Here is a 23,015-nt window from a genome sequence, read left to right as displayed (position 1 = left end):
TCATGACCCAAGTAAACCTCAGCACCGCCAACGAATTCATCGCCCGTCACATCGGCCCGCGCGCCGGCGACGAGCAAGCCATGCTCAACAGCCTCGGCTTCGATTCTCTCGAAGCCCTGAGCGCCAGCGTCATCCCGGAAAGCATCAAGGGCACCAGCGTGCTCGGCATGGACGACGGTCTCAGCGAAGCCGATGCCCTGGCGATGATCAAATCCATCGCCGGCAAGAATCAGCTGTTCAAGACCTACATCGGCCAGGGCTACTACAACTGCCACACACCCTCGCCGATCCTGCGCAACCTGCTGGAAAACCCGGCGTGGTACACCGCGTACACGCCGTACCAGCCAGAAATTTCCCAGGGCCGTCTCGAAGCGCTGCTGAACTTCCAGACCCTGATCAGCGACCTCACCGGCCTGCCGATCGCCAACGCCTCTTTGCTCGACGAAGCCACCGCCGCTGCCGAAGCCATGACCTTCTGCAAACGCCTGAGCAAGAACAAGGGCAGCCACCAGTTCTTCGCCTCGATCCACAGCCACCCGCAAACCCTCGACGTGCTGCGCACCCGTGCCGAGCCGCTGGGCATCGACGTCGTGGTCGGCGATGAGCGCGAACTGACCGACGTGACGCCGTTTTTCGGCGCACTGCTGCAATACCCGGCCAGCAACGGCGATGTGTTCGACTACCGCGAACTGACTGAACGCTTCCACGCCGCCCATGCGCTGGTTGCGGTCGCTGCCGATCTGCTGGCCCTGACCCTGCTGACCGCCCCGGGCGAGTTCGGTGCTGACGTGGCAATCGGTTCGGCGCAACGCTTCGGCGTACCGCTGGGCTTCGGTGGCCCGCACGCCGCTTACTTCTCCACCAAAGATGCGTTCAAGCGCGACATGCCGGGCCGTCTGGTCGGTGTTTCGGTTGACCGCTTCGGCAAGCCGGCGCTGCGTCTGGCCATGCAGACCCGCGAGCAACATATCCGTCGCGAGAAAGCCACTTCGAACATCTGCACCGCGCAGGTGCTGCTGGCCAACATCGCCAGCATGTACGCCGTGTATCACGGCCCGAAAGGCCTGACGCAGATCGCCAACCGCGTGCATCACCTGACCGCGATTCTGGCCAAGGGCCTGACTGCTCTGGGCGCTAACGTCGAACAAACCAGTTTCTTCGACACCCTGACTGTGGCCACCGGCGCGCAAACCGCCGCGCTGCACGACAAGGCGCACGCGGCGCAGATCAACCTGCGCGTCATCGACGCCGAGCGCCTGGGCCTTTCTGTCGACGAAACCACCACCCAGCCCGATATCGAAACCCTGTGGGGCCTGTTCGCTGACGGCAAGACCCTGCCGGACTTCGCTGCGCTGGCCGCGTCGGTGCAGAGCACCATTCCGGCCTCGCTGGTTCGCCAGTCGCCGATTCTCAGCCACCCGGTGTTCAACCGTTATCACTCGGAAACCGAGCTGATGCGCTACCTGCGCAAACTGGCGGACAAGGACCTGGCACTGGATCGCACGATGATCCCGCTGGGCTCGTGCACCATGAAACTCAACGCCGCCAGCGAGATGATCCCGGTGACCTGGGCCGAATTCGGTGCGCTGCACCCGTTCGCCCCGGCCGCACAAAGCGCTGGTTACCAGCAACTGACCGATGAACTGGAAGCGATGCTCTGCGCCGCTACCGGCTACGACTCGATCTCGCTGCAGCCGAACGCCGGTTCGCAAGGCGAGTACGCCGGCCTGCTGGCGATCCGCGCCTACCACCAGAGCCGTGGCGATGAACGCCGCGACATCTGCCTGATCCCGTCGTCGGCCCACGGCACCAACCCGGCCACCGCCAACATGGCCGGCATGCGCGTCGTCGTCACCGCGTGCGATGCGCGTGGCAACGTCGACATCGAAGACCTGCGCGCCAAAGCCATCGAGCACCGCGAACACCTCGCCGCACTGATGATCACCTACCCGTCGACCCACGGCGTGTTCGAGGAAGGCATCCGCGAAATCTGCGCGATCATTCATGACAACGGCGGCCAGGTGTACATCGACGGCGCCAACATGAACGCGATGGTCGGCCTCTGCGCACCGGGCAAGTTCGGCGGCGACGTGTCGCACTTGAACCTGCACAAGACCTTCTGCATTCCTCACGGCGGTGGCGGCCCGGGCGTCGGCCCGATCGGCGTCAAGTCGCACCTGACTCCGTTCCTGCCGGGCCACGGCCAGATGGAACGCAAGGAAGGCGCAGTTTGCGCGGCACCGTTCGGCAGCGCGAGCATTCTGCCGATCACCTGGATGTACATCCGCATGATGGGCGGCGCCGGTCTGAAGCGCGCTTCGCAACTGGCGATCCTCAACGCCAACTACATTTCCCGTCGCCTCGAAGAGCATTATCCCGTGCTGTACACCGGCAGCAACGGGCTGGTGGCGCACGAGTGCATTCTCGATCTGCGCCCATTGAAAGACAGCAGCGGCATCAGCGTCGATGACGTCGCCAAGCGCCTGATCGACTTCGGTTTCCACGCCCCGACCATGTCCTTCCCGGTCGCCGGCACACTGATGATCGAGCCGACCGAAAGCGAATCCAAAGAAGAACTGGACCGCTTCTGCGACGCCATGATCCGCATCCGCGAAGAAATCCGCGCAGTGGAAAACGGCACCCTGGACAAAGACGACAACCCACTGAAAAACGCCCCGCACACCGCGGCGGAACTGGTGGGCGAGTGGACTCATCCGTACAGCCGCGAGCAAGCGGTGTACCCGGTGGCGTCGCTGGTTGAAGGCAAGTACTGGCCACCGGTCGGTCGCGTCGACAACGTCTTCGGCGACCGCAACCTGGTGTGCGCCTGCCCGTCGATCGAAAGCTACGCTTAAGGGAATGAGGGGCGGGTTTGCCTGCCCCTTTCGCGAGAACACCACGGATCCCTGTGGGAGCTGGCTTGCCAGCGATGAGGGTGGATCAGTTTCAATCTCTGTTGCCTGACACACCGCCATCGCTGGCAAGCCAGCTCCCACAGGAACGGATCAAGCCTGATATTTAGCCAATTCCCATAACAAGAAACCGGAGAAACACTCATGTCGTTAAGCGTGTTCGACCTGTTCAAGATTGGCATCGGCCCTTCCAGTTCCCATACCGTCGGGCCGATGCGCGCGGCGGCGCGTTTCGCCGAAGGTCTGCGGCGTGAAAACCTGCTGGCGGCCACCGCCAGCGTTCGCGTCGAGCTGTACGGCTCGCTCGGCGCCACCGGCAAAGGACACGGCAGCGACAAGGCCGTGCTGCTTGGCCTCGAAGGCGAGCACCCGGACACCGTCGACACCGAAACCGTCACCGCGCGTCTGCAAGAGATTCGTGGCAGCGGCCAGCTGAACCTGCTCGGCGAACAGAGCATTGCGTTCAACGAGAAAGAACATCTGGCGATGATTCGCAAACCGCTGGCCTATCACCCCAACGGCATGATTTTCCGCGCCTTCGATGCGGCGGGGCTGCAGATTCGCAGCCGTGAGTACTACTCGGTGGGCGGTGGTTTTGTCGTCGATGAGGATGCCGCCGGTGCTGACCGCATCGTCGAGGACGCCACACCGCTGACGTTCCCGTTCAAGAGCGCCAAGGACTTGCTCGGACATTGCAGCACCTACGGCCTGTCGATCAGCCAGGTGATGCTGTCCAACGAAAGCGCCTGGCGCCCGGAAGCGGAGACTCGCACCGGTCTGCTGAAGATCTGGCAGGTGATGCAGGACTGCGTCGCGGCGGGTTGCCGTAACGAAGGTATTTTGCCCGGTGGTCTGAAAGTGAAACGCCGGGCGGCGGCGCTGCACCGACAGCTTTGCAAAAACCCGGAATCGGCGCTGCGCGATCCGCTGTCAGTGCTCGACTGGGTCAACCTGTATGCGCTGGCGGTCAACGAAGAAAACGCCAACGGAGGGCGCGTGGTCACGGCGCCAACCAACGGCGCGGCGGGGATCATTCCGGCCGTGCTGCATTACTACATGCGTTTTATCTCCGGCGCGAATGACGACGGCGTCGTGCGGTTTCTGCTGACCGCTGCGGCGATCGGCATTCTTTACAAGGAAAACGCTTCGATCTCCGGCGCCGAAGTCGGTTGTCAGGGTGAAGTCGGCGTCGCCTGTTCGATGGCGGCCGGCGCGTTGTGCGAAGTGCTCGGTGGCAGCGTGCAGCAAGTCGAGAACGCCGCGGAAATCGGCATGGAACACAACCTCGGCCTGACCTGCGACCCGATTGGCGGGCTGGTGCAAGTACCGTGCATCGAGCGCAACGCGATGGGCTCGGTGAAAGCGATCAACGCGGTGCGCATGGCCATGCGCGGCGACGGCCAGCATTTCGTTTCCCTCGACAAAGTCATCCGCACCATGCGCCAGACCGGCGCCGACATGAAAAGCAAATACAAGGAAACCGCCCGCGGCGGCCTGGCGGTCAACATTATCGAATGCTGAACGTAACTAGCCCCCTCTCCCTCCGGGAGAGGGCTGGGGTGAGGGGCTCTTGATCTTGCCCTTCACCTGAACCGAATTTCAAAGGAGCCACGCATGTCCACCGAACAACAACTCTCGAAAACCCCGCTCCACGCGCTGCACCTCGAACTCGGCGCCCGCATGGTGCCCTTCGCCGGCTACGACATGCCCGTGCAATACCCGCTCGGCGTGATGAAAGAACACCAGCACACCCGCGAACAGGCCGGCCTGTTCGACGTCTCGCACATGGGCCAGATCCGTCTGAGCGGCGCAAACGCCGCAAAAGCCCTGGAAACCCTGGTGCCGGTGGACATCATCGACCTGCCAGTCGGCATGCAGCGCTACGCGATGTTCACCAATGACAGCGGCGGCATCCTCGATGACCTGATGGTTGCGAACCTTGGCAACGACGAACTGTTCCTGGTGGTCAACGCCGCTTGCAAGGATCAGGACCTGGCGCATCTGCAACAACACATCGGCGATCAGTGCACCATTACGGCGCTCTTCGAAGAGCGCGCGCTGCTGGCGCTACAAGGACCGGCAGCCGTTACCGTGCTGGCACGACTGGCTCCGGACGTGGCGAAGATGACCTTCATGCAATTCGCCCGCGTCAATCTGCTGGGTGTCGACTGTTTTGTCAGCCGTTCGGGCTACACAGGTGAAGACGGTTTCGAAATCTCGGTACCGGCCGCTGACGCGGAAAAAATCGCACGCGCCCTGCTCGCTGAATCGGAGGTCCAGGCCATCGGCCTCGGTGCACGCGACTCGCTGCGTCTGGAAGCCGGCCTGTGCCTGTACGGCCACGACATGAACACCGAGACCACGCCGATCGAGGCCAGTTTGCTCTGGGCGATTTCCAAGGCACGCCGCGCGGATGGCACGCGTGCCGGCGGTTTCCCCGGCGCGGAACAGATTTTCGCGCAACAGCAAAACGGCATCGCCCGCAAGCGCGTCGGCCTGCTGCCACAGGAACGTACGCCAGTGCGTGAAGGCGCAGAGATCGTCAACGAAGCCGGCGAAATCATCGGCAGCGTGTGTAGCGGTGGTTTCGGCCCAACCTTGGGTGGGCCGTTGGCGATGGGTTATCTCGACAGTGTATATGCCGCGCTTGAAACGCCGGTGTGGGCCATCGTGCGTGGGAAAAAGGTGCAAATGCTTGTAAGCAAAATGCCATTTGTTCCACAACGCTACTACCGCGGCTGATTGACTGTTTCTATAAGTAACGCGATTGCGTTATGCGTGCACTAATGTGTAACGCAATCGCCACAAAAAAGTGCATTACCCAGCGTTTGATTCGAATATGAACTTTACTTATAACCTTTGAAAACAAGCGAACAAGCCAACCTTGTAAGGCTGCACTAACAACCTGCCAAAATGCCAGCAAGTGCCGTAAAACCGGGCGCTTTGCGGGGCTTGTTTTTTCTCCCGTAGTTGGCGTAGAGTTCGTTCACTGTGTTTGCATGGGTCAGCTTTGAATCGTGACCTGGGCAGTAGCCTACAAGTTAGCTACATCCCGCTCGACGTCTTCTTACTCTCCTGCAACCAGCCCCAGTACTCTTTCATGAGAAAGAGACTGTCATCAATTTAATGCGTCAAAGGAAATAAGAAATGTCCACACGTCAGAGCGGTACCGTCAAGTGGTTCAACGACGAGAAAGGTTTTGGTTTTATCACTCCTGAAAGCGGTCCGGATCTGTTCGTGCATTTCCGCGCCATTCAGGGCAACGGCTTCAAAAGCTTGAAGGAAGGCCAGAAAGTGACCTTCGTTGCTGTGCAGGGCCAGAAAGGCATGCAGGCTGACGAAGTACAAGCCGAAGCCTGATTTCTGCTACGAAAAAGCCCCTGATATTGATATCAGGGGCTTTTTTGTGCGCGCGAATCCGTAAAATGCCGTTTCCCTTCGCGTCCAGAGGCTGCCATGTCGAAAAACCTGCTCACCCCACAGGGCGACTTTCCTGCCGTCGGTCTTGGTCGGCGTCTGGCTGCAATGTTCTATGACTTTCTGCTGTGCACCGCCCTGCTGATCGTCACCGGCTTCGTCTACAAGCTGATTCAGGCCGCAATTATTGGCGAGGAACGCCTGCGAGTGATGACCGATGCCGGGCAACTCGATGGCGATCCCCTTTACTCGACGGTGCTGCTGCTGGTGCTGTTCGGCTTTTTCGCCAAGTTCTGGACCCATGGCGGACAGACGCTGGGCATGCAGGTGTGGGGCATCCGCGTGCAGAACGTCAATGGCACGGCGATCAGCCTGTGGCAGGCGCTGTTGCGCTTCATGGTGTCGATCGCGTCATGGCTGTGCGTGGGGCTGGGATTCTTCTGGTCGCTGTATGACAAGCAGAAGCGCACCTGGCATGACATTTATTCGGATACTCGCGTGGTGCGGATCCCGAAGAAGACCAAATAACTTCGAGACACCCAAAACCAATGCAGGAGTGAGCCTGCTCGCGATAGCGGTGTGTCAGTCAATGTTTGAATCGACTGATACACCGCTATCGCGAGCAGGCTCACTCCTACAGGTTTGTTTGTCGCCTGAAAGATCTAGGCGTTACCGGCCAATTTCATCCGCGCGGCCTGGGTGAAGTCCAGCATGCGCTTGAGCGGCCGGATCGCCTGCGGAATCAACGCCGGATCGACAAAGATCTCGTTCGTGCCTTCCTTCAAGCTCTTCAGCGTGCGCTCAAGGGTGTTCATGGCCATCCACGGGCAATGCGCGCAACTGCGGCACGCGGCGCCGTTACCGGCGGTGGGCGCCTCGATGAAGACCTTGTCCGGGCACAGCTGCTGCATCTTGTAGAAGATGCCACGGTCGGTCGCCACGATCAGCGTCTTGTTCGGCAGGCTTTGCGCTGCAGCAATCAACTGACTGGTCGAGCCGACGGCATCGGCCAGCTCGATCACCGAAGTCGGCGACTCCGGGTGCACCAGAATCGCCGCGTCCGGGTACAGCGCTTTCATGTCTTCGAGCTGCTTGGACTTGAACTCTTCGTGAACGATGCAGGCACCGTCCCAGAGCAACATGTCGGCGCCGGTCTTGCGCTGAATGTAGGTGCCGAGGTGCTTGTCCGGCCCCCAGATAATCGTCTCGCCGTTGTCCATCAGGCTTTCGACGATTTCCAGCGCGCAACTTGAGGTCACCACCCAGTCGGCACGTGCCTTTACCGCTGCCGAGGTGTTGGCGTAGACCACCACGGTGCGCTCCGGATGCTGATCGCAGAACGCCGAGAACTCGTCGACCGGGCAACCGAGGTCCAGCGAGCAGGTCGCCTCCAGGGTTGGCATCAGCACGCGTTTTTCCGGGTTGAGAATCTTCGCCGTCTCGCCCATGAACTTCACGCCGGCGACCACCACGGTCCTGGCTGGGTGGGCGTTGCCGAAACGGGCCATTTCCAGAGAGTCGGAAACACAGCCGCCGGTTTCTTCGGCCAGGGCCTGAATCACCGGATCGCAATAGAAGTGAGCCACGAGCACCGCGTCCTGAGCCTTGAGCTCGGCGGCAATGGCGGAACGGTAATAAGCCTCTTCCTCTGCCGTCAGCGGTTTGGGCTGTTTGGCGTCGAGGTGGGCTTGAACCAGGAGGCGTTCGGAAATCTGCGTCATGTTCGCAAGACCTGCAGGCGCATTCGCGCGAAAGTCGAGTATACACCCGGCTCCGGACCGCTTGAGGGTACCGCCGGGAGAGTGAGTAGTATCAGGCACGGACAGCGTTGAAGCTGCGCAAGGCTACAGAATATCCCGTTGATACAAAAGATCATTCTGACCTGTGTCAGCCGAGGGGTCAGCGAAACAGGCGATGGCCGAATTGCAGGCAAAAAAAAACCCGGAAATCCTCACTTTCGTGGGCCTTCCGGATTTTCTAAACCGCCAAATATGGTGGGTCGTGTGGGATTCGAACCTACGACCAATTGGTTAAAAGCCAACTGCTCTACCAACTGAGCTAACGACCCGCTGTGTGGTGGCGCGTATAATACTGATTTTTAAGGACTATTCAACACCTTTTTGAAAAAAATCAAAAATAAGGGGTTGGATCGTCCACACCCGCTGCCACGAAGCCTTCTGCGCGCAGTCGGCAGCTGTCGCATTTGCCGCACGCACGGCCGTTATCATCGGCCTGATAGCAGGAAACGGTCAGGCCATAATCGACGCCGAGCTTCACACCGGCCTGGACGATCTGCGCCTTGCTCAGGTTCTGCAAAGGCGCCTGGATGCGGAAACCGTTGCCTTCCACGCCGGCCTTGGTTGCCAGGTTGGCCATGCGCTCGAACGACTCGATGAACTCCGGGCGGCAATCCGGGTAACCGGAATAATCCACTGCATTGACGCCGATGAAGATGTCACGCGCGCCGAGCACTTCTGCCCAGCCCAGTGCCAGCGACAGGAACACGGTGTTGCGTGCCGGCACGTAAGTGACCGGAATGCCCTCGCCCAGCTCTTCAGGGATGTCGATGCTGCTGTCGGTCAATGCTGAGCCGCCCATGCCATTCAGATTGAGGCCGATGACCTTGTGCTCAACAACGCCCAAGTCGCGAGCCACGCGCGCAGCGGCGTGCAATTCGGCGTGAGAGCGCTGGCCGTAATCGAAGCTCATGGTGTAGCAGGCATAACCTTCGGCGCGGGCCATGGCCACTACGGTGGCTGAGTCGAGGCCGCCGGACAGCAGGATGACCGCACGTTTTTCGGTAGTGTTCAGTTGTTCAGTCATCTCAGCGCCCCGGCTCGTCATTCCAAAGATATTTGTGCAGCTGCAATTGCAGGCGCACCGGCAAGTTGTCCGCCACCACCCAGTCCGCCAGCTCACGCGCGTTCAAGTCATGGTGACTGGGGGAAAACAGAACTTCCCCGGCGCGGCGGTCGAGACCGTATTGAATCAGTTTCGATACCGCCCAGTCGTAGTCCTCGCGCGAGCAGATGACAAACTTCACCTGATCGTTGGGCGTGAGCAGTTCGATATTTTCGTAGCGGTTGCGATGGGCTTCTTTTGAGCCCGGTGTTTTCAGATCCACGACGCGACTGACGCGCGGATCGACCGCCGAAACGTCGAGGGCGCCGCTGGTTTCCAGCGAGACCTCGTAGCCGGCGTCACACAACTGCTTGAGCAAAGGAATGGCGTTCGGCTGGGCCAGCGGTTCACCGCCGGTGACGCAGACATAACGCGGGCGAAACCCGGCGACCTGCTCGAGGATGTCGTCGAGGGTGCGCACGGTGCCGCCGCTGAAGGCGTAGGCGCTGTCACAGTACTGGCAACGCAAGGGGCAACCAGTCAGGCGCACGAAAACCGTAGGCAGCCCGGCAGTCCGCGTTTCCCCCTGCAACGAGTAGAAAACTTCGGTGATTCTCAATGTGTCTTGCATAGTCGCCACGGGCGTAACAGCTAAACAGGCTGTCCGCCTCCGTCAGGCACTTCAGGCAATCCCGCCAACGCGTGGACCACAAGAAGCGTGTTTCAGAAAAAGGGCGTGAATTCTAACGAAAAAACCCGCGACAAGCGCGGGTTTCTTCCAAACGGGTCAAGCCTGCTTACATGCGTTGCAGATCGCGCTGGGCCAGCTGCGCGGCGGAAGTCCCCGGATACTGGGAAACCACCTGCTGCAAGATGCCTTTGACCTTGTCGGTGTGACCGAGACGGCGTTCTACGTCAGCCAGCTTGTACAGCGAATCCGGCACTTTGTTGTGCTTGGGATACAGCTGCGAAACCTTGGCAAACGCTTGACCTGCACCTTGCAGATCGCCTTTGGCCAGGTTCACTTCGCCCAGCCAGTACTGGGCGTTGCCCGCGTACTGACTGTTCGGGTATTTACGCAGGAAAGCGGCAAACGCCTGGCTGGCCTTGTCGAAATCCTTGGCTTTGATCAGGTCGAAAGCGGCATCGTAATACAGCTTTTCCTTGGCCGGATCAGCCGGTTCGCTACCTGCGGCAGGCGCCTGGGCAGCCGTGGCAGCCCCCGCACCGGCGGCAGCACCGGCAGCAGCACTTGCATCGCCACCGGCAGAAGAATTCTCGGGAGTCGCGGCTGGTGCAACGCCGGATCCTATGCGCCGATCAAGATCCTGGTATCGCTCCAGGGATTCCTGCTTCATGCGCGCAACCTGATTTTGCAGTTCTTCGATCACGCCTTGCTGGCGCGAGATCTGATCCTGCATCTGTTGCAATTGGTTGAACAGCATGCCTTGTGCCGAGGCAGGGGCCGAAGCCGCTCCCCCGGCATAGGCGCCGTTCGTACCGTAACCCGCAGGCGGATAACTGCTCCCGCTATTGTTATAACCGGAGTTGTCATCGACCACAGGAACCGCAGCCCACGCCGCAAGCGGCGCGAGGCTGAGAGCCAGAACAGTTACAGCACGACGGCACGTTCGCATATCGAATTACTTACGCAGTTCGACGCGACGGTTCTGGGCCCAGGACTGCTCGTCGTTGCCGGTAGCAACTGGACGCTCTTCGCCGTAGGAAACCAGTTCCAGCTGAGCTGGGGAAACACCTTGCAGTACCAGGTAGCGCTGAACGGCTTTCGCACGACGCTCGCCCAGTGCCATGTTGTACTCACGAGTACCACGTTCGTCGGTGTTGCCTTCCAGAACAACGCGAGCGCCGTTTGCTTTCAGGTCTTTGGCGTGAACGTCCAGAGCGCGCATGGCTTCTGGCTTCAGGTCCGAGCTGTCGTATTCGAAGTAGAAGGTGGTGATTGCGCGCAGAGCAGCTTCTTCGCTCAGGGAACCGTCAACGGCACCGGTGTTTGCGCCGTAACCAGCGTTTGGATCAACAGCGCCTTCACCGGCGTTGTCGCCGCCTTTGGACGAGCAACCTACAGCTACAGCCATGGCCAGAGCCAGCGCAGCAAATTTACCAAACTTCAGCATTTCCATCGTGAAACTCCTAATGAACCCCAGTGTGTTAAGTAAAACGTGTAGCGCCCGCTCACTTCAGGTAAGGGGACCAGGACGGTTCTCTGACTTCGCCTTGAGCGGTAGGAAGCGGGAGCCTCACGCGCCCATTAATGGACACGAGCATCAAGACTCCCCGGCCCTGTTGGCGGGTGGCGTAGATTACCATGGTGCCGTTGGGCGCAACAGTAGGTGACTCGTCCAGAGTGCTATCAGTGAGGATCTTTACACTACCCCGCTGCAGATCCTGAGCTGCCACCTTGAAATTGGTGAAGCCATCCTGACGATGGATCATCACCAAAGTCTTTTCATCAGCCGACAGTTTCGGGTTGGCGTTGTAGTTACCTACGAACGTCACACGCTCGGCACCACCGCCACTGGCGCTGGTTTTATAGATCTGCGGCTTGCCGCCACGGTCCGAGGTGAAGTAGATGGTCGAGCCATCCTTGCCCCAGTACGGTTCGGTGTTGATGCCAGGTCCCGAGGTCACGCGGGTGATCTGACGCGAACCGAGGTTCATGACGTAGATGTCCGGGTTACCGTCTTTCGACAGTACGAACGCCAGACGCGTGCCATCCGGCGACCAGGCTGGCGCACCGTTCAGGCCTTCGAAGTTGGTGATCTGCTCGCGGCGACCGGTGTCGATGTTCTGCATGAAGATGCGCGGGCGCTTCTGTTCGAACGACACATACGCGATGCGCTTGCCATCCGGTGCGAAACGCGGCGACAGGATCGGCTCGCGCGATTGCAGCAGGGTCACTGCACGGGCGCCGTCGTAGTCGGAACGCTGCAGGGTGTAGCGGGTGTTTTTCTCGGAGAAGCGCTCGGCGGTCACGTACAGCAGACGCGTCGAGAAGGCACCGTCGATACCGGTCAGTTTCTGAAACGACTGGTCGGAGATGAAGTGCGCCATGTCACGCAGTTGATCGGTCGTACCGGAAACACTGCCGTCAGCCACTTTTTGTTCGGTGGCAACGTTGAACAATGCCCACTGCACCTGCAGGCGACCGCCCGCTGGAGCGATGCTGCCGACCATCATGTACTGAGCACCCACCGCCTTCCAGTCACGGAAGATGATTTCGCTCGGCTGGCTTGGCTGGCTGATCATGTTGGCTTTTGGAATCGGCGAGTAATAGCCCGAGTTGCGCAAATCGTTGCCAATGATTTCAGCCATGTCATCCGGCAGCACCGCACCGCCCTGCATGCCGAACGGTACGACGGCGATCGGCGTTGCCCGATCGCTGCCGCTGGTGACCAGAATGTTCTTTTCCTCTGCCATCGCGATCCCTGCCATGCAGCAGATCACGACCAGCATTCCTCGAAGAAGGTTTCTCACAAGGCTAGATCCTCAGGTGTGAATGTCATCTTGAATGAACGATACGGAGCGAAATCGCTCGGCTTCATTCCCTGCATTTCTGTCAAACGTCCAATATTCTTCACTGCCGCGACTGCCGAAGCATCGAACGGACCATCACCACTGGACTTGGCCACGCTGACCGAAGTCACCGTGCCGTCCGGCAACATGCCGATCTGCAGTACCACCGTCATGCCTTTGCGTGCCGAAGGTGGACGTGCCCAACCTTCTGCCGCTCGCGCACGAATCAGGTCATCGAAACTGCCCGCGACTTCGTCACCCTGCTCATCGGCCAAGGCCTGCTGGCGCTGCGGCGTGTCGGAAAGCAGATCTGCCAGGGCCTGAGCCTTTTTGTCTTCGGCAGATTTGCGTGCCGCTTCCTGCGCTTTCTTCTTCGCAGCATCGGCAGCAGCTTTCTTCTTCGCGTCTTCGGCGACTTTCTTCTTCGCCTCTTCAGCTTCAGCTTTCTTCTTGGCGTCTTCGGCGGCTTTCTTTTTCGCGTCTTCGACGATTTTCTTCTTGGCTTCTTCCGCAGCGGCTTTCTTGGCCTCTTCTTCAGCGGCCTTCTTGGCTTCGTCTTCGGCTTTCTTCTTGGCTATATCAGCCAATTGTTTCTCTTCGGCCTTTTTCGCTTCGGCTTTCTTCGCGTCGTCGGCTTTCTTGGCTTCATCAGCCTTTTTCGCTTCGTCCGCTTTCTTCGCCTCGTCGGCCTTCTTGGCTTCCTCGGCCTTTTGAGCCGCTTCCTCTTTCTTTTGTTCCGCCGCCTTCACTGCTTCCTGCTCGATCTTTTTCTGTTCCATCTGCTCGACTTCGGTCTGGCGCGCGGCGGATTTCTTCGCCTCACCCGCAATCTTCTGATTGGTCTGGGTGGTTGCCTGACTTTTCGATTTCAGCTGGTACAGGGTCGCCTGGACGATCGGCTTGGCCGGCGGCAGTTCAGGCGTAAAGGCAAAACTGACGAACAGCATGCCGAACACCAGCACGTGCAGGACAATCGCCAGAACGCTGGGCCAGAAGTAGCTTTCCGAGGCGGACGGCTCTCGCTGTTGCTGCATCAGGGGGCCTCGGTAATCAGACCAACGTTACCGACCCCGGCCTTCTGCAACCCGCCCATTGCACCCATGACGGCGCCGTAGTCGACAGTCTTGTCGCCACGAATGAACACCTGGGTGCGTTTGCCGCCCTCGGTGCCGGCGCGAATGATCTTGGTCACAGCGTCAGTCATCTGCGGCAGGGTCATGGCGCGATCCTGCTGTTTCTCGGTGTCTACTTCGCTGCCAAGGTTCCAGTAGTAGGTCTTGTCAGCCTTGATCGAAATGGTCAGGACCTGGGTGTTGTTGTCCTGCGGCAAGGCTTCGCTGGAAACCTTGGGCAGATCAACTTTCACGCCCTGATTGAGCATCGGCGCGGTCACCATGAAGATGACCAGCAGCACCAACATCACGTCGATGTAGGGCACTACGTTCATCTCGGCGACCGGCTTGCGCTTTTTGCGAGCTCGAGCGATTAAAGCCATCGGGAAATACCTGCTTATTCTTCGCTGGTGTGCACTTTGCGGTGCAGGATCGCCTGGAATTCATCGGCGAAGGTGTAGTAGCGGCCCAGCAAGGTTTCGCTGCGCGCAGCGAAACGGTTGTAAGCGATCACGGCCGGGATCGCGGCGAACAGGCCGATCGCGGTGGCGATCAGTGCTTCGGCGATACCCGGTGCCACGGTGGCGAGGGTCGCTTGCTGAGCGCTGGCCAGACCGCGGAAAGAGTTCATGATGCCCCACACGGTACCGAACAGACCGATGTACGGGCTGACCGAACCGACGGTGGCGAGAAACGGCAGGCTCTGCTCAAGCTTCTCTTCTTCACGCGAGATGGCGACGCGCATGGCACGGGCCACACCTTCCATCACCGCTTCAGGATCGACACCTGGCTGCTGACGCAGACGGGAGAATTCCTTGAAGCCGGCACGGAAGATCTGCTCGACGCCCGAATCCGGATCCGGGTTGCTACCGGCCTGACGGTACAGCTTGGACAGATCGATACCCGACCAGAAGCGCTCTTCAAAGCTCTCCAGGGCGCGTCGACCGGCACGCAGCAGATTGCTGCGCTGAAAGATCATGATCCATGAGGTCACCGATGCGGCCACCAGGGTCAACATTACCAACTGCACCACGATGCTGGCATTGCTGACCAGGCTCCACATGGAGGAATGGTCGACGACGTTAGCTTCCACGCTTTATCTCCTGCTTTGAGTGTGTACCCGGACCGACCGCGTCGGCGAAGGCCGCCCGCAAGTCTTCGGGAAGGGCCCGGGGTTTCAAACTGTCGGTGCGCACACAGGCCACCAGAAACTGCCCTTCGCAGAGCAGCACATTATCCGTCGCCCGCCTGACCTGCTGCTTGAAGCGCAGGCTGGCACGGTTCAATTCGGTTACATCAGCGCTTACCAGCAATTCGTCGTCCAGTCGCGCCGGCGCGTGGTAACGCGCTTCGCTGGAATGCACGACAAACAACAGGTCCTCCCCGGCAAGCGCAGATTGGGCAAAGCCCAGCTCTCGGAGCCGCTCGGTTCGAGCCCGTTCCATAAACTTGAGGTAATTAACGTAATACACGATGCCGCCCGCATCGGTGTCCTCGTAATAAACGCGACAACGATGTGCGAACGGCCCAAGCCCGTTTTGCGCGCGCATACTCTAGTGCTTACTCCTCAGGTTGCCAATCCGGCGAGACAACTGTTTTTCGTGGTTTCAGAGCTTTAACGCAAAAGTACCGTGCTCTGACAGTACAAACCCTGAATAAATCGCCAACAAATGTGTATCAATCGTCCGCAGCATCGAGAAACTCGTCTGCCACGGGCATCTCGCCCATGCGTGACGGGATGTTCAAACCGAAATGCAGATACGCATGTCGGGTCACTACCCTGCCCCGCGGCGTACGCATGATGTAGCCCTGCTGAATCAGGTACGGCTCGAGCACGTCCTCGATGGTATGGCGCTCTTCACTGATCGCCGCCGCCAGGCTGTCGATACCGACCGGGCCACCGTCGAACTTCTCGATCATCGTCAGCAGCAGACGCCGGTCCTGATGATCGAAACCGTGCTCGTCGACATCCAGCAGGTTCAACGCCAGGTCCGCCACCGACTTGGTGATGTGCCCCTTGGCGCGGACTTCAGCGAAGTCGCGCACCCGACGCAGCAAACGGTTGGCAATTCGCGGCGTGCCTCGAGCGCGACGAGCGATCTCGAACGAACCCTCCGGGTCCAGCGGCAGGCCTAGAATGCTCGCCGAACGGCTGACAATCGTCGCCAGATCCGCCGTGCTGTAGAACTCCAGGCGCTGGACGATACCGAAGCGGTCACGCAGTGGATTGGTCAGCATGCCGGCGCGGGTGGTGGCGCCGACCAGGGTGAACGGCGGCAGGTCGAGCTTGATCGAACGCGCCGCCGGCCCTTCGCCGATCATGATGTCGAGCTGGAAATCTTCCATGGCCGGGTACAGCACTTCTTCGACAATCGGCGACAGGCGATGGATTTCGTCGATGAACAACACGTCGTGCGGTTCGAGATTGGTCAGCAGCGCCGCCAGATCCCCAGGACGCTCCAGCACCGGGCCGGAGGTGCTCTTGATCGACACGCCCATTTCTTCGGCGATGATATTGGCCAGCGTGGTTTTACCCAGCCCCGGCGGGCCGAAAATCAGCGTGTGGTCCAGCGACTCGCTGCGGCCACGCGCAGCCTGGATGAACAGCTCCATCTGCTCGCGCACGGTCGGCTGGCCAATGTAGTCGGCCAGGCTGACCGGGCGAATGGCGCGGTCCTGGACTTCTTCGCGCTCGCGCGGGCTGTGCGCAGCGGCGATCAGACGATCAGCTTCAATCACTTAAATCATTCCCTTCAGGGCGCGGCGGATCATGTCTTCACTGCTCAGGTTCTTGTCCTTGATGGCGGAAATCGCTTTGCTCGCTTCCTGCGGCTTGTAGCCCAGGGAAATCAGCGCGCTGACCGCATCGTTTTCGGCGGTATTGACCGGCGCCGGGCCGTCCGGCTGATTCGGCACCAGCGCAAACATGGCCGGCGAGGTTTCCCAGGCCTTGAAGCGATCCTTCAATTCGACCAACAGGCGTTCGGCGGTCTTCTTGCCGACACCTGGCACCTTGGTCAGCGCCGAGGTGTCCTGCGACTGCACGCAACGGATCAGCTCGTCGACCTCCAGGCTCGACATCAATGCCAGGGCCAATTTCGGCCCGACACCATTGAGCCTTATCAACTCGCGAAAAAAGTCTCGCTCACGCTTGCCGGCAAAACCATAGAGCAACTGCGCATCTTCGCGTACGACCAGATGGGTATGCAGGGTCAGCGGTTCACCGACAGACGGCAGGCGATAGAGGGTGGTCATGGGCACTTCCAGCTCATACCCGAGGCCGTTTACATCCAGAATCAGGTGCGGCGGCTGTTTCTCAACCAGGGTGCCGCGCAAGCGTCCAATCACGTTTCAGATCCTTGAGCGTTGGCCAGCCGTGGGCTGGCGACTGTCGAAAGGCGAAATTCGCGCCGACGACACAGGCGCATGAATCCGCTTTCAGGAAAATTGCTGCTGATGCTATCAGAGACGCAGGCGCCCGCCACGACTGCGTGCGGTCCCCAGGCCGTGCGGTAGCAGACTGGAACGCGTGTGCGCATGGCAAATGGCGATTGCGAGGGCATCGGAAGCGTCGATCTGCGGTTTGCTGGTCAGTTTCAGCATGTGCATGACCATCATTTGCACTTGTTCTTTATTGGCGGCGCCGGTACCCACCACGGCCTGCTTGACCTGAGTGGCCGTGTACTCGGCAATTTCCAGGCACTCTTCGGCGCCCGCAACGATAGCCGCCCCACGAGCCTGCCCGAGCTTGAGCGCCGAGTCGGCATTTTTCGCCATGAAGACCTTTTCGATGCCCATGGTGACAGGGCCGTAAGTCTGGATGATTTCGCGCACGCCGCGATAAACAATCTGCAAACGCTCGTGCAGCTCGCCCGCACCGGTACGGATGCAGCCAGACGCCACATAAATGCAGCCACCCCGTCCGGTATCGCGAACAATCCCGTAACCGGTAATGCGCGAGCCGGGGTCGATACCAAGAATTAAAGTCATAGGCCTGCTGGTTCGAAATAACACAAAAACAAATGCGGGAGCTGGCTTGCCAGCGATGACGGAGTGTCAGGCGCCATCAATGCTGATGCGCCGACGCCATCGCTGGCAAGCCAGCTCCCACATTGAAGACTAGTCGCTCTTAACCGAGCTGAGCGGCGACGTCTTCTGGAATGTCCGCATTGGAATAGACGTTCTGCACGTCATCCAGGTCTTCCAGCATGTCGATCAGCTTGAGCACCTTCTCCGCACCTTCCAGATCCAGCTCGGCGCTGGTGGTCGGCTGCATGACGATTTCCGCGTCGTCGCCCTTGAATCCGGCCGCTTCCAGCGCGTTACGCACTGCGTAGAAGCTGGTGAACGAGGTGAACACGTCGATCGAGCCGTCCTCGTGCGTGACGACGTCATCGGCGTCAGCCTCAAGCGCCGCTTCGGTCAGCGCGTCTTCGTCAACGCCCGGCGCGAAGCTGATCTGGCCCTTGCGTTCGAACAGATACGCCACCGAACCGTCGGTCCCGAGGTTGCCGCCGCATTTGCTGAACGCGTGGCGCACCGCCGCAGCGGTACGATTGCGGTTGTCGGTCATGCACTCGACCATCACCGCCACGCCGCCCGGGCCGTAGCCTTCGTAGGTCAGCTCTTCAACGTTGTCCGCCTCGGTCGCACCGGCGCCGCGCGCAACGGCGCGGTCGATGATGTCGCGGCTCATGTTCGCGCTCAACGCCTTGTCCAGGGCCAGACGCAGACGTGGGTTGGAACCGGGATCACCGCCGCCCTGACGGGCCGCAACAGTCAGTTCGCGGATCCACTTGGTGAAGATCTTGCCCCTCTTGGCATCCTGACGTTCTTTGCGGTGCTTGATGTTCGCCCACTTGGAATGACCTGCCATAACTCGCTCCGAATTCTCTTTGAAACGTTGCCCGCCCTGCGTGCGCAGCGGCCAGCAAACACAAAAATCTCGACCTGCTCTTATAGAAAGAAAAAAGGCGCATCCGAAGATGCGCCTTCAGGCCCGTCTTACTCAGCCTTTGGCGTTTCGCGCAAACGAATATGCAGCTCGCGCAATGCCTTGGCATCCACAACGCCCGGAGCCTGCGTCATCACGTCGGCAGCACTCTGGGTTTTCGGGAAGGCGATCACTTCACGGATCGACTGGGCGCCGGTCATCAGCATTACCAGACGGTCCAGACCGAAGGCCAGACCACCGTGCGGCGGTGCACCGTACTTCAGCGCGTCAAGCAGGAAGCCGAACTTCTCTTCCTGTTCCGCTTCGTTGATGCCCAGCAGGCGGAATACCGCTTGCTGCATTTCCTTGCGGTGAATACGGATCGAACCGCCGCCCAGCTCGGTGCCGTTCAATACCATGTCGTAGGCGCGCGACAGTGCGCCGGCCGGGTTGGCCTCGAGCTCCTGCGGGGTGCACTTCGGTGCAGTGAACGGGTGGTGCAGCGCCGAGAAGCTGCCGTCGTCGTTCTCTTCGAACATCGGGAAGTCGACGACCCACATTGGCGCCCACTCGCAGGTCAGCAGCTTGAGGTCGTGACCGAGCTTGATGCGCAGCGCGCCCAGGGCTTCGCTGACGATCTTGGCCTTGTCGGCACCGAAGAACACGATGTCGCCATCGACCGCGCCGACGCGATCAAGGATCACGTTGAGCTTGTCTTCAGGGATGTTCTTGACGATCGGCGATTGCAGACCGTCAACACCGGCCGCGCGCTCGTTGACCTTGATGTAGGCCAGGCCCTTGGCGCCGTAGATGCCGACGAACTTGGTGTAGTCGTCGATCTGCTTGCGCGGCATGCTCGCCCCGCCTGGAACGCGCAGTGCGGCAATGCGGCACTTCGGATCGTTGGCCGGACCGCTGAACACCTTGAATTCGACTTCCTTGAGCTGGTCGGCAACGTCCACCAGTTCCAGCGGAATACGCAGGTCCGGCTTGTCGGAACCGTAGCGGCGCATGGCCTCTTCGAAGGTCATGTGCGGGAATTCGCCGAATTCCAGATCCAGCACTTCCTTGAACAGGTTGCGGATCATTTGCTCGGTCAGGCCCATGATCTCTTTTTCATCGAGGAAGCTGGTCTCGATGTCGATCTGGGTAAATTCCGGTTGACGGTCGGCGCGCAGGTCTTCGTCGCGGAAGCACTTGGCGATCTGGTAGTAACGATCGAAGCCGGCCACCATCAGCAGTTGCTTGAACAGCTGCGGCGATTGCGGCAGGGCGAAGAACGAACCGGCGTGAGTACGGCTTGGCACCAGGTAGTCACGCGCGCCTTCAGGGGTGGCACGGGTCAGGATCGGTGTTTCGACGTCGAGGAAACCGTTTTCGTCGAGGAAGCGACGGATGCTGGTGGTCATGCGCGAACGCAGACGCAGCTTCTCGGCCATTTCCGGACGACGCAGGTCGAGGAAGCGATAACGCAGACGGGTTTCTTCGCCGACGTCGGAGAACTCGTTGAGCGGGAACGGCGGGGTTTCCGACTCGTTCAGCACTTCCAGTTCGTAACCCAGCACTTCGATCATGCCCGAGGCCATGTTGGCGTTGGTTGCGCCAGCAGGACGCAGACGCACCTTGCCGGTGATCTTCACCACGTATTCGCTGCGCACGCGATCGGCGGCGGCAAAGCTCTCGGCGCGATCCGGATCGAAGACCACCTGGGCCAGACCGTCACGATCACGGATGTCGAGGAAAATCACCCCGCCGTGGTCGCGACGACGGTGAACCCATCCGCAAAGGGTAATTTCCTGACCTTCCAGGCTTTCGTTCAGTTGGCCGCAATAGTGGCTGCGCATCATGATAATGGTTCGCTTCTCGTCATTCGATATTCGGTGGAGATCCCGTTGCTCAAGCAATGCGGAAACTCACGCGTGTCGTTCGTTCAGGGCTTGAACCCTAGTCAGCTTTGTCGCCACCGGCCAGATTCTTCTTGGCTCCGGTCTTGAAATCGGTCTCGTACCAACCGTTGCCGCTGAGGCGAAAACCCGGCATGGACAGCTGTTTCTTCAGTTCGGGCGCCTGACAGGCAGGGCAGTCGACCAGCGGTGCGTCGCTGATCTTCTGAATGGCTTCCAACTGATGACCACAGGAAGCACATTGGTAATCGTACATCGGCATGGAGGTGTCTCGGCGATCAGATTGCTGCCGCGCGCAGGGCTTTGCGGCGAAAGAGCGGGATTATATCGATTAAATGCGGCCTGTGCAGCCGGTAAGCTGCACAGGCCGCGACCTCGTTTGCACGTGCTGTATCAGAGCGAATCGGACCGCGCCTCCTGACCAATGCCGTTCATCACACACACAACCCGCACCAGTGCGCTGAAATTCTTCACCCCGCCGTGACGCAGATGCACCTCACGGTCGACGTGAGACAACAGCGAGCTGATCGAACAGCAGTTGTCCGCCGCCATTGAGCCGAGGATATTCCAGTAGACCTGCTCAAGACGCAGGCAGGTGGCGTAACCGTTCAGGCGTACGGACCTCGACAATGGCCTGATCAGCGCCATGTCGAATCCGCTGACGAACGGATCGACCTTTAAAGCATGTGGCGCGCCGACTCTGCGGTCGACGCGCCTGTCTCCTTCAACCATATCGCTGACACTCCTTTGTCATCTCTGCTTGTCTGAAAAAGTCACATCCTGTGGCTTTTATAAAAGCGCAGACACAAAGTTATAGCCAGACGACTTTTAGACCGTCGCCGTAGGATAAGCCAACGATACAAGTAAGACTTTGCTCGGGTACGCAGGCCTTGAGAGACAAGGCCTGCGTACGGCAATCAGGCTTCGAGCAATGCGCGCAGCATCCACGCGGTCTTCTCGTGCACCTGCATGCGCTGGGTCAGCAGGTCGGCGGTCGGTTCATCGCTGACCTTGTCGAGCAGCGGGAAAATCCCGCGCGCCGTGCGGGTCACCGCTTCCTGGCCTTCGACCAGTTGTTTGATCATGTCTTCGGCGCTCGGCACGCCTTCCTCTTCCTTGATGGACGACAGACGTGCGTAGGTGGCATAGGCACCCGGCGCCGGAAAGCCCAGGGCGCGAATGCGCTCGGCGATCGAGTCCACCGCCAGCGCCAGTTCGTTGTACTGCTCTTCGAACATCAGATGCAGGGTACGGAACATCGGGCCGGTGACGTTCCAGTGGAAGTTATGGGTTTTCAGATACAGCACGTAGGTATCCGACAACAGACGCGACAGCCCTTCGACGATGGACTTGCGGTCTTCTTCACTAATACCGATATCGATTGCCATTGTGACCTCCTGAGGGCGATTGATTTCATCCAAAAGATGCAGGCCCACTCTAGCAAGGCTGCCGCCACCCCGCAGCCCCGATCAAACGCTTGCACTGCGACAAAACGACCAACGCACTGCCACTGGCCGGGCTGATTTGAGTCGCCGCAGGCTTTGCTGTTAAATAGGCGATGTGTCGCCATGCCCCGTTTTTCGGGGTGTTCGCGCATAGGCTGATGCCGTGAACGTGTCCACCGCCTCTTTTTTTGTTCCGAAGCGAACCGTTCGCCTTCAGCTCTTCCTTGTGAGCCGTCATAAACGTGAGCCAATCAAAATGTTGAAAATCGTCCACCTGCTGATGGGCGCAGCGGCCTTGCTGCTGTCGTTCATACCCAGCTTGAAATCCGAAGCCGTTCCCTACCTGCAACAACCCGATGCACTTTACCTGGCCTTTTTCGGCCTGCTGAACCTGATCCTTGCGCCAGTAATTCCCTACTGGAACAAAGGCCCGCGTCAGCATCTGCAAAACCTGGTCAGCGCTCTTCTGGTACTGACCGTCGTCCTGCAAACCCTGACCCTGATCGCACCGATGCCGGTCATTGCCGGCCAGCCTGCCGTGCTGTTCAGCCTGGTGATCGCACTGGTTGCGGTGGTCGTTCACCTGGCGGTGAGCTTCTATCGCTCTTCACCGGCCGCCGCGCCGACCAGCTACGACATGACCAACCGTGATACCGGCACCGTCAAGTGGTTCAACACCTCCAAAGGCTTCGGCTTTATCTCGCGCGATTCCGGCGATGATATTTTCGTGCACTTCCGTGCGATCCGTGGCGAAGGTCACCGCGTTCTGGTCGAAGGCCAGCGCGTGGAGTTCTCGGTGATGAACCGCGACAAGGGCCTGCAAGCCGAGGACGTCATCGCCGCGCTGCCGCGCCGCTGACCCAAAGCAAAAAACCGCGAACAGCCTGGCTGCTCGCGGTTTTTTTATGCCTGCATGA

General features: G+C 59.8%; 24 protein-coding genes and 1 tRNA gene. 6 read left to right on the top strand and 19 right to left on the bottom strand.

The window, feature by feature from the left end:
• The first annotated feature begins 2 nt into the window (after positions 1-2).
• The 5 genes from gcvP (at position 3) to BLU24_RS07940 (ending at position 6,857) form a co-directional block, all read left to right on the top strand.
• Entirely contained in the window at positions 3-2,855 is a 2,853-nt protein-coding gene (gcvP, locus tag BLU24_RS07960) for an aminomethyl-transferring glycine dehydrogenase (protein ID WP_093098992.1), read from the top strand.
• A 201-nt stretch (positions 2,856-3,056) separates the two neighbouring features.
• Positions 3,057-4,433: an L-serine ammonia-lyase gene (locus BLU24_RS07955; RefSeq protein ID WP_093098989.1), complete on the top strand. Its 1,377-nt coding sequence runs from the start codon at positions 3,057-3,059 to the stop codon at positions 4,431-4,433.
• A 93-nt stretch (positions 4,434-4,526) separates the two neighbouring features.
• Positions 4,527-5,654 carry a glycine cleavage system aminomethyltransferase GcvT gene (gene gcvT / locus BLU24_RS07950; RefSeq protein ID WP_093098986.1) on the top strand — a complete coding sequence of 376 codons (1,128 nt, stop codon included), beginning with the start codon at positions 4,527-4,529 and terminating at the stop codon, positions 5,652-5,654.
• Positions 5,655-6,059: 405 nt separating this feature from the next.
• Entirely contained in the window at positions 6,060-6,272 is a 213-nt protein-coding gene (locus BLU24_RS07945; RefSeq protein ID WP_003227496.1) for a cold-shock protein, read from the top strand.
• A 96-nt stretch (positions 6,273-6,368) separates the two neighbouring features.
• Positions 6,369-6,857: an RDD family protein gene (locus BLU24_RS07940; protein ID WP_093098983.1), complete on the top strand. Its 489-nt coding sequence runs from the start codon at positions 6,369-6,371 to the stop codon at positions 6,855-6,857.
• Positions 6,858-6,991: 134 nt separating this feature from the next.
• On the opposite strand, the gene nadA is transcribed toward BLU24_RS07940, so the two are convergent.
• From nadA to BLU24_RS07845, 19 genes are all read right to left on the bottom strand, one after another.
• Positions 6,992-8,050 (bottom strand): quinolinate synthase NadA, encoded by a 1,059-nt coding sequence (gene nadA, locus BLU24_RS07935; protein ID WP_093098981.1) that lies wholly within the window; start codon positions 8,048-8,050, stop codon positions 6,992-6,994.
• Positions 8,051-8,321: 271 nt separating this feature from the next.
• Positions 8,322-8,397: transfer RNA gene (locus BLU24_RS07930), tRNA-Lys, on the bottom strand.
• 62 nt (positions 8,398-8,459) lie between these two features.
• Positions 8,460-9,152 (bottom strand): 7-cyano-7-deazaguanine synthase QueC, encoded by a 693-nt coding sequence (gene queC / locus BLU24_RS07925; protein ID WP_093098978.1) that lies wholly within the window; start codon positions 9,150-9,152, stop codon positions 8,460-8,462.
• Between the two features lies 1 nt (position 9,153).
• On the bottom strand, positions 9,154-9,801 hold the full coding sequence (gene queE, locus BLU24_RS07920; RefSeq protein ID WP_093098975.1) for a 7-carboxy-7-deazaguanine synthase QueE: 648 nt from the start codon (positions 9,799-9,801) through the stop codon (positions 9,154-9,156).
• A 166-nt stretch (positions 9,802-9,967) separates the two neighbouring features.
• The gene (gene ybgF / locus BLU24_RS07915) at positions 9,968-10,807 is read right to left on the bottom strand and encodes a tol-pal system protein YbgF (RefSeq protein ID WP_090285605.1); all 840 of its coding nucleotides are present in this window, start codon (positions 10,805-10,807) and stop codon (positions 9,968-9,970) included.
• Between the two features lie 6 nt (positions 10,808-10,813).
• Entirely contained in the window at positions 10,814-11,311 is a 498-nt protein-coding gene (pal, locus tag BLU24_RS07910; protein ID WP_003178634.1) for a peptidoglycan-associated lipoprotein Pal, read from the bottom strand.
• Positions 11,312-11,363: 52 nt separating this feature from the next.
• The gene (tolB, locus tag BLU24_RS07905; protein ID WP_172833323.1) at positions 11,364-12,644 is read right to left on the bottom strand and encodes a Tol-Pal system beta propeller repeat protein TolB; all 1,281 of its coding nucleotides are present in this window, start codon (positions 12,642-12,644) and stop codon (positions 11,364-11,366) included.
• Positions 12,645-12,661: 17 nt separating this feature from the next.
• The gene (tolA, locus tag BLU24_RS07900) at positions 12,662-13,738 is read right to left on the bottom strand and encodes a cell envelope integrity protein TolA (RefSeq protein WP_016773505.1); all 1,077 of its coding nucleotides are present in this window, start codon (positions 13,736-13,738) and stop codon (positions 12,662-12,664) included.
• On the bottom strand, positions 13,738-14,190 hold the full coding sequence (gene tolR / locus BLU24_RS07895; protein ID WP_160767866.1) for a protein TolR: 453 nt from the start codon (positions 14,188-14,190) through the stop codon (positions 13,738-13,740). The genes tolA and tolR overlap by 1 nt, the downstream gene beginning before the upstream one ends.
• Before the next feature lie 23 nt (positions 14,191-14,213).
• Positions 14,214-14,909, bottom strand: coding sequence for a protein TolQ (gene tolQ / locus BLU24_RS07890; protein ID WP_008080223.1), 696 nt, complete (start codon positions 14,907-14,909; stop codon positions 14,214-14,216).
• Positions 14,899-15,366: a tol-pal system-associated acyl-CoA thioesterase gene (ybgC, locus tag BLU24_RS07885; RefSeq protein ID WP_090285611.1), complete on the bottom strand. Its 468-nt coding sequence runs from the start codon at positions 15,364-15,366 to the stop codon at positions 14,899-14,901. Before ybgC ends, tolQ begins: the two co-directional genes overlap by 11 nt.
• Before the next feature lie 127 nt (positions 15,367-15,493).
• Positions 15,494-16,555, bottom strand: a complete 1,062-nt coding sequence (ruvB, locus tag BLU24_RS07880) for a Holliday junction branch migration DNA helicase RuvB (protein ID WP_090285613.1) — start codon at positions 16,553-16,555, stop codon at positions 15,494-15,496.
• On the bottom strand, positions 16,556-17,164 hold the full coding sequence (ruvA, locus tag BLU24_RS07875; protein ID WP_090285615.1) for a Holliday junction branch migration protein RuvA: 609 nt from the start codon (positions 17,162-17,164) through the stop codon (positions 16,556-16,558). It lies immediately after the preceding gene.
• Between the two features lie 114 nt (positions 17,165-17,278).
• On the bottom strand, positions 17,279-17,806 hold the full coding sequence (gene ruvC, locus BLU24_RS07870; protein ID WP_007962095.1) for a crossover junction endodeoxyribonuclease RuvC: 528 nt from the start codon (positions 17,804-17,806) through the stop codon (positions 17,279-17,281).
• 139 nt (positions 17,807-17,945) lie between these two features.
• Positions 17,946-18,692, bottom strand: coding sequence for a YebC/PmpR family DNA-binding transcriptional regulator (locus tag BLU24_RS07865; protein WP_034153419.1), 747 nt, complete (start codon positions 18,690-18,692; stop codon positions 17,946-17,948).
• A 128-nt stretch (positions 18,693-18,820) separates the two neighbouring features.
• Positions 18,821-20,596 (bottom strand): aspartate--tRNA ligase, encoded by a 1,776-nt coding sequence (aspS, locus tag BLU24_RS07860; RefSeq protein ID WP_090285617.1) that lies wholly within the window; start codon positions 20,594-20,596, stop codon positions 18,821-18,823.
• Between the two features lie 97 nt (positions 20,597-20,693).
• Complete coding sequence (locus BLU24_RS07855) at positions 20,694-20,915, bottom strand: FmdB family zinc ribbon protein (protein ID WP_016773499.1); 222 nt, start codon at positions 20,913-20,915, stop codon at positions 20,694-20,696.
• A 131-nt stretch (positions 20,916-21,046) separates the two neighbouring features.
• Complete coding sequence (locus tag BLU24_RS07850) at positions 21,047-21,385, bottom strand: ribbon-helix-helix domain-containing protein (RefSeq protein WP_093098969.1); 339 nt, start codon at positions 21,383-21,385, stop codon at positions 21,047-21,049.
• 185 nt (positions 21,386-21,570) lie between these two features.
• A complete protein-coding gene (locus tag BLU24_RS07845) occupies positions 21,571-22,041 on the bottom strand; it encodes a Dps family protein (protein ID WP_007951212.1) in 471 nt (156 codons plus the stop codon).
• A 313-nt stretch (positions 22,042-22,354) separates the two neighbouring features.
• Here BLU24_RS07845 and BLU24_RS28075 point away from each other — a divergent pair, with 313 nt between their 5' ends.
• Positions 22,355-22,957 carry a cold-shock protein gene (locus BLU24_RS28075; protein WP_090285622.1) on the top strand — a complete coding sequence of 201 codons (603 nt, stop codon included), beginning with the start codon at positions 22,355-22,357 and terminating at the stop codon, positions 22,955-22,957.
• Positions 22,958-23,015 lie beyond the last annotated feature (58 nt).

Source organism: Pseudomonas sp. Z003-0.4C(8344-21) (assembly GCF_900104975.1).
Lineage (GTDB): Bacteria > Pseudomonadota > Gammaproteobacteria > Pseudomonadales > Pseudomonadaceae > Aquipseudomonas > Aquipseudomonas granadensis.
Note: the sequence above shows the minus strand (reverse complement) of the source record. Positions and strands in the feature narration are given on the sequence as shown.

Coding starts and splice junctions, on each gene's coding strand:
- ruvC (WP_007962095.1), bottom strand. CDS start 17,806: ATGACTTTAATTCTTGGTATCGACCCCGGCTCGCGCATTACCGGTTAC.
- queE (WP_093098975.1), bottom strand. CDS start 9,801: ATGCAAGACACATTGAGAATCACCGAAGTTTTCTACTCGTTGCAGGGG.
- BLU24_RS07850 (WP_093098969.1), bottom strand. CDS start 21,385: ATGGTTGAAGGAGACAGGCGCGTCGACCGCAGAGTCGGCGCGCCACAT.
- BLU24_RS07955 (WP_093098989.1), top strand. CDS start 3,057: ATGTCGTTAAGCGTGTTCGACCTGTTCAAGATTGGCATCGGCCCTTCC.
- aspS (WP_090285617.1), bottom strand. CDS start 20,596: ATGATGCGCAGCCACTATTGCGGCCAACTGAACGAAAGCCTGGAAGGT.
- pal (WP_003178634.1), bottom strand. CDS start 11,311: ATGGAAATGCTGAAGTTTGGTAAATTTGCTGCGCTGGCTCTGGCCATG.
- nadA (WP_093098981.1), bottom strand. CDS start 8,050: ATGACGCAGATTTCCGAACGCCTCCTGGTTCAAGCCCACCTCGACGCC.
- BLU24_RS07845 (WP_007951212.1), bottom strand. CDS start 22,041: ATGGCAATCGATATCGGTATTAGTGAAGAAGACCGCAAGTCCATCGTC.
- BLU24_RS28075 (WP_090285622.1), top strand. CDS start 22,355: ATGTTGAAAATCGTCCACCTGCTGATGGGCGCAGCGGCCTTGCTGCTG.
- ybgC (WP_090285611.1), bottom strand. CDS start 15,366: ATGCGCGCGCAAAACGGGCTTGGGCCGTTCGCACATCGTTGTCGCGTT.
- BLU24_RS07865 (WP_034153419.1), bottom strand. CDS start 18,692: ATGGCAGGTCATTCCAAGTGGGCGAACATCAAGCACCGCAAAGAACGT.
- BLU24_RS07945 (WP_003227496.1), top strand. CDS start 6,060: ATGTCCACACGTCAGAGCGGTACCGTCAAGTGGTTCAACGACGAGAAA.
- gcvT (WP_093098986.1), top strand. CDS start 4,527: ATGTCCACCGAACAACAACTCTCGAAAACCCCGCTCCACGCGCTGCAC.
- gcvP (WP_093098992.1), top strand. CDS start 3: ATGACCCAAGTAAACCTCAGCACCGCCAACGAATTCATCGCCCGTCAC.
- BLU24_RS07855 (WP_016773499.1), bottom strand. CDS start 20,915: ATGCCGATGTACGATTACCAATGTGCTTCCTGTGGTCATCAGTTGGAA.
- BLU24_RS07940 (WP_093098983.1), top strand. CDS start 6,369: ATGTCGAAAAACCTGCTCACCCCACAGGGCGACTTTCCTGCCGTCGGT.
- tolB (WP_172833323.1), bottom strand. CDS start 12,644: ATGCTGGTCGTGATCTGCTGCATGGCAGGGATCGCGATGGCAGAGGAA.
- queC (WP_093098978.1), bottom strand. CDS start 9,152: ATGACTGAACAACTGAACACTACCGAAAAACGTGCGGTCATCCTGCTG.
- ybgF (WP_090285605.1), bottom strand. CDS start 10,807: ATGCGAACGTGCCGTCGTGCTGTAACTGTTCTGGCTCTCAGCCTCGCG.
- tolA (WP_016773505.1), bottom strand. CDS start 13,738: ATGCAGCAACAGCGAGAGCCGTCCGCCTCGGAAAGCTACTTCTGGCCC.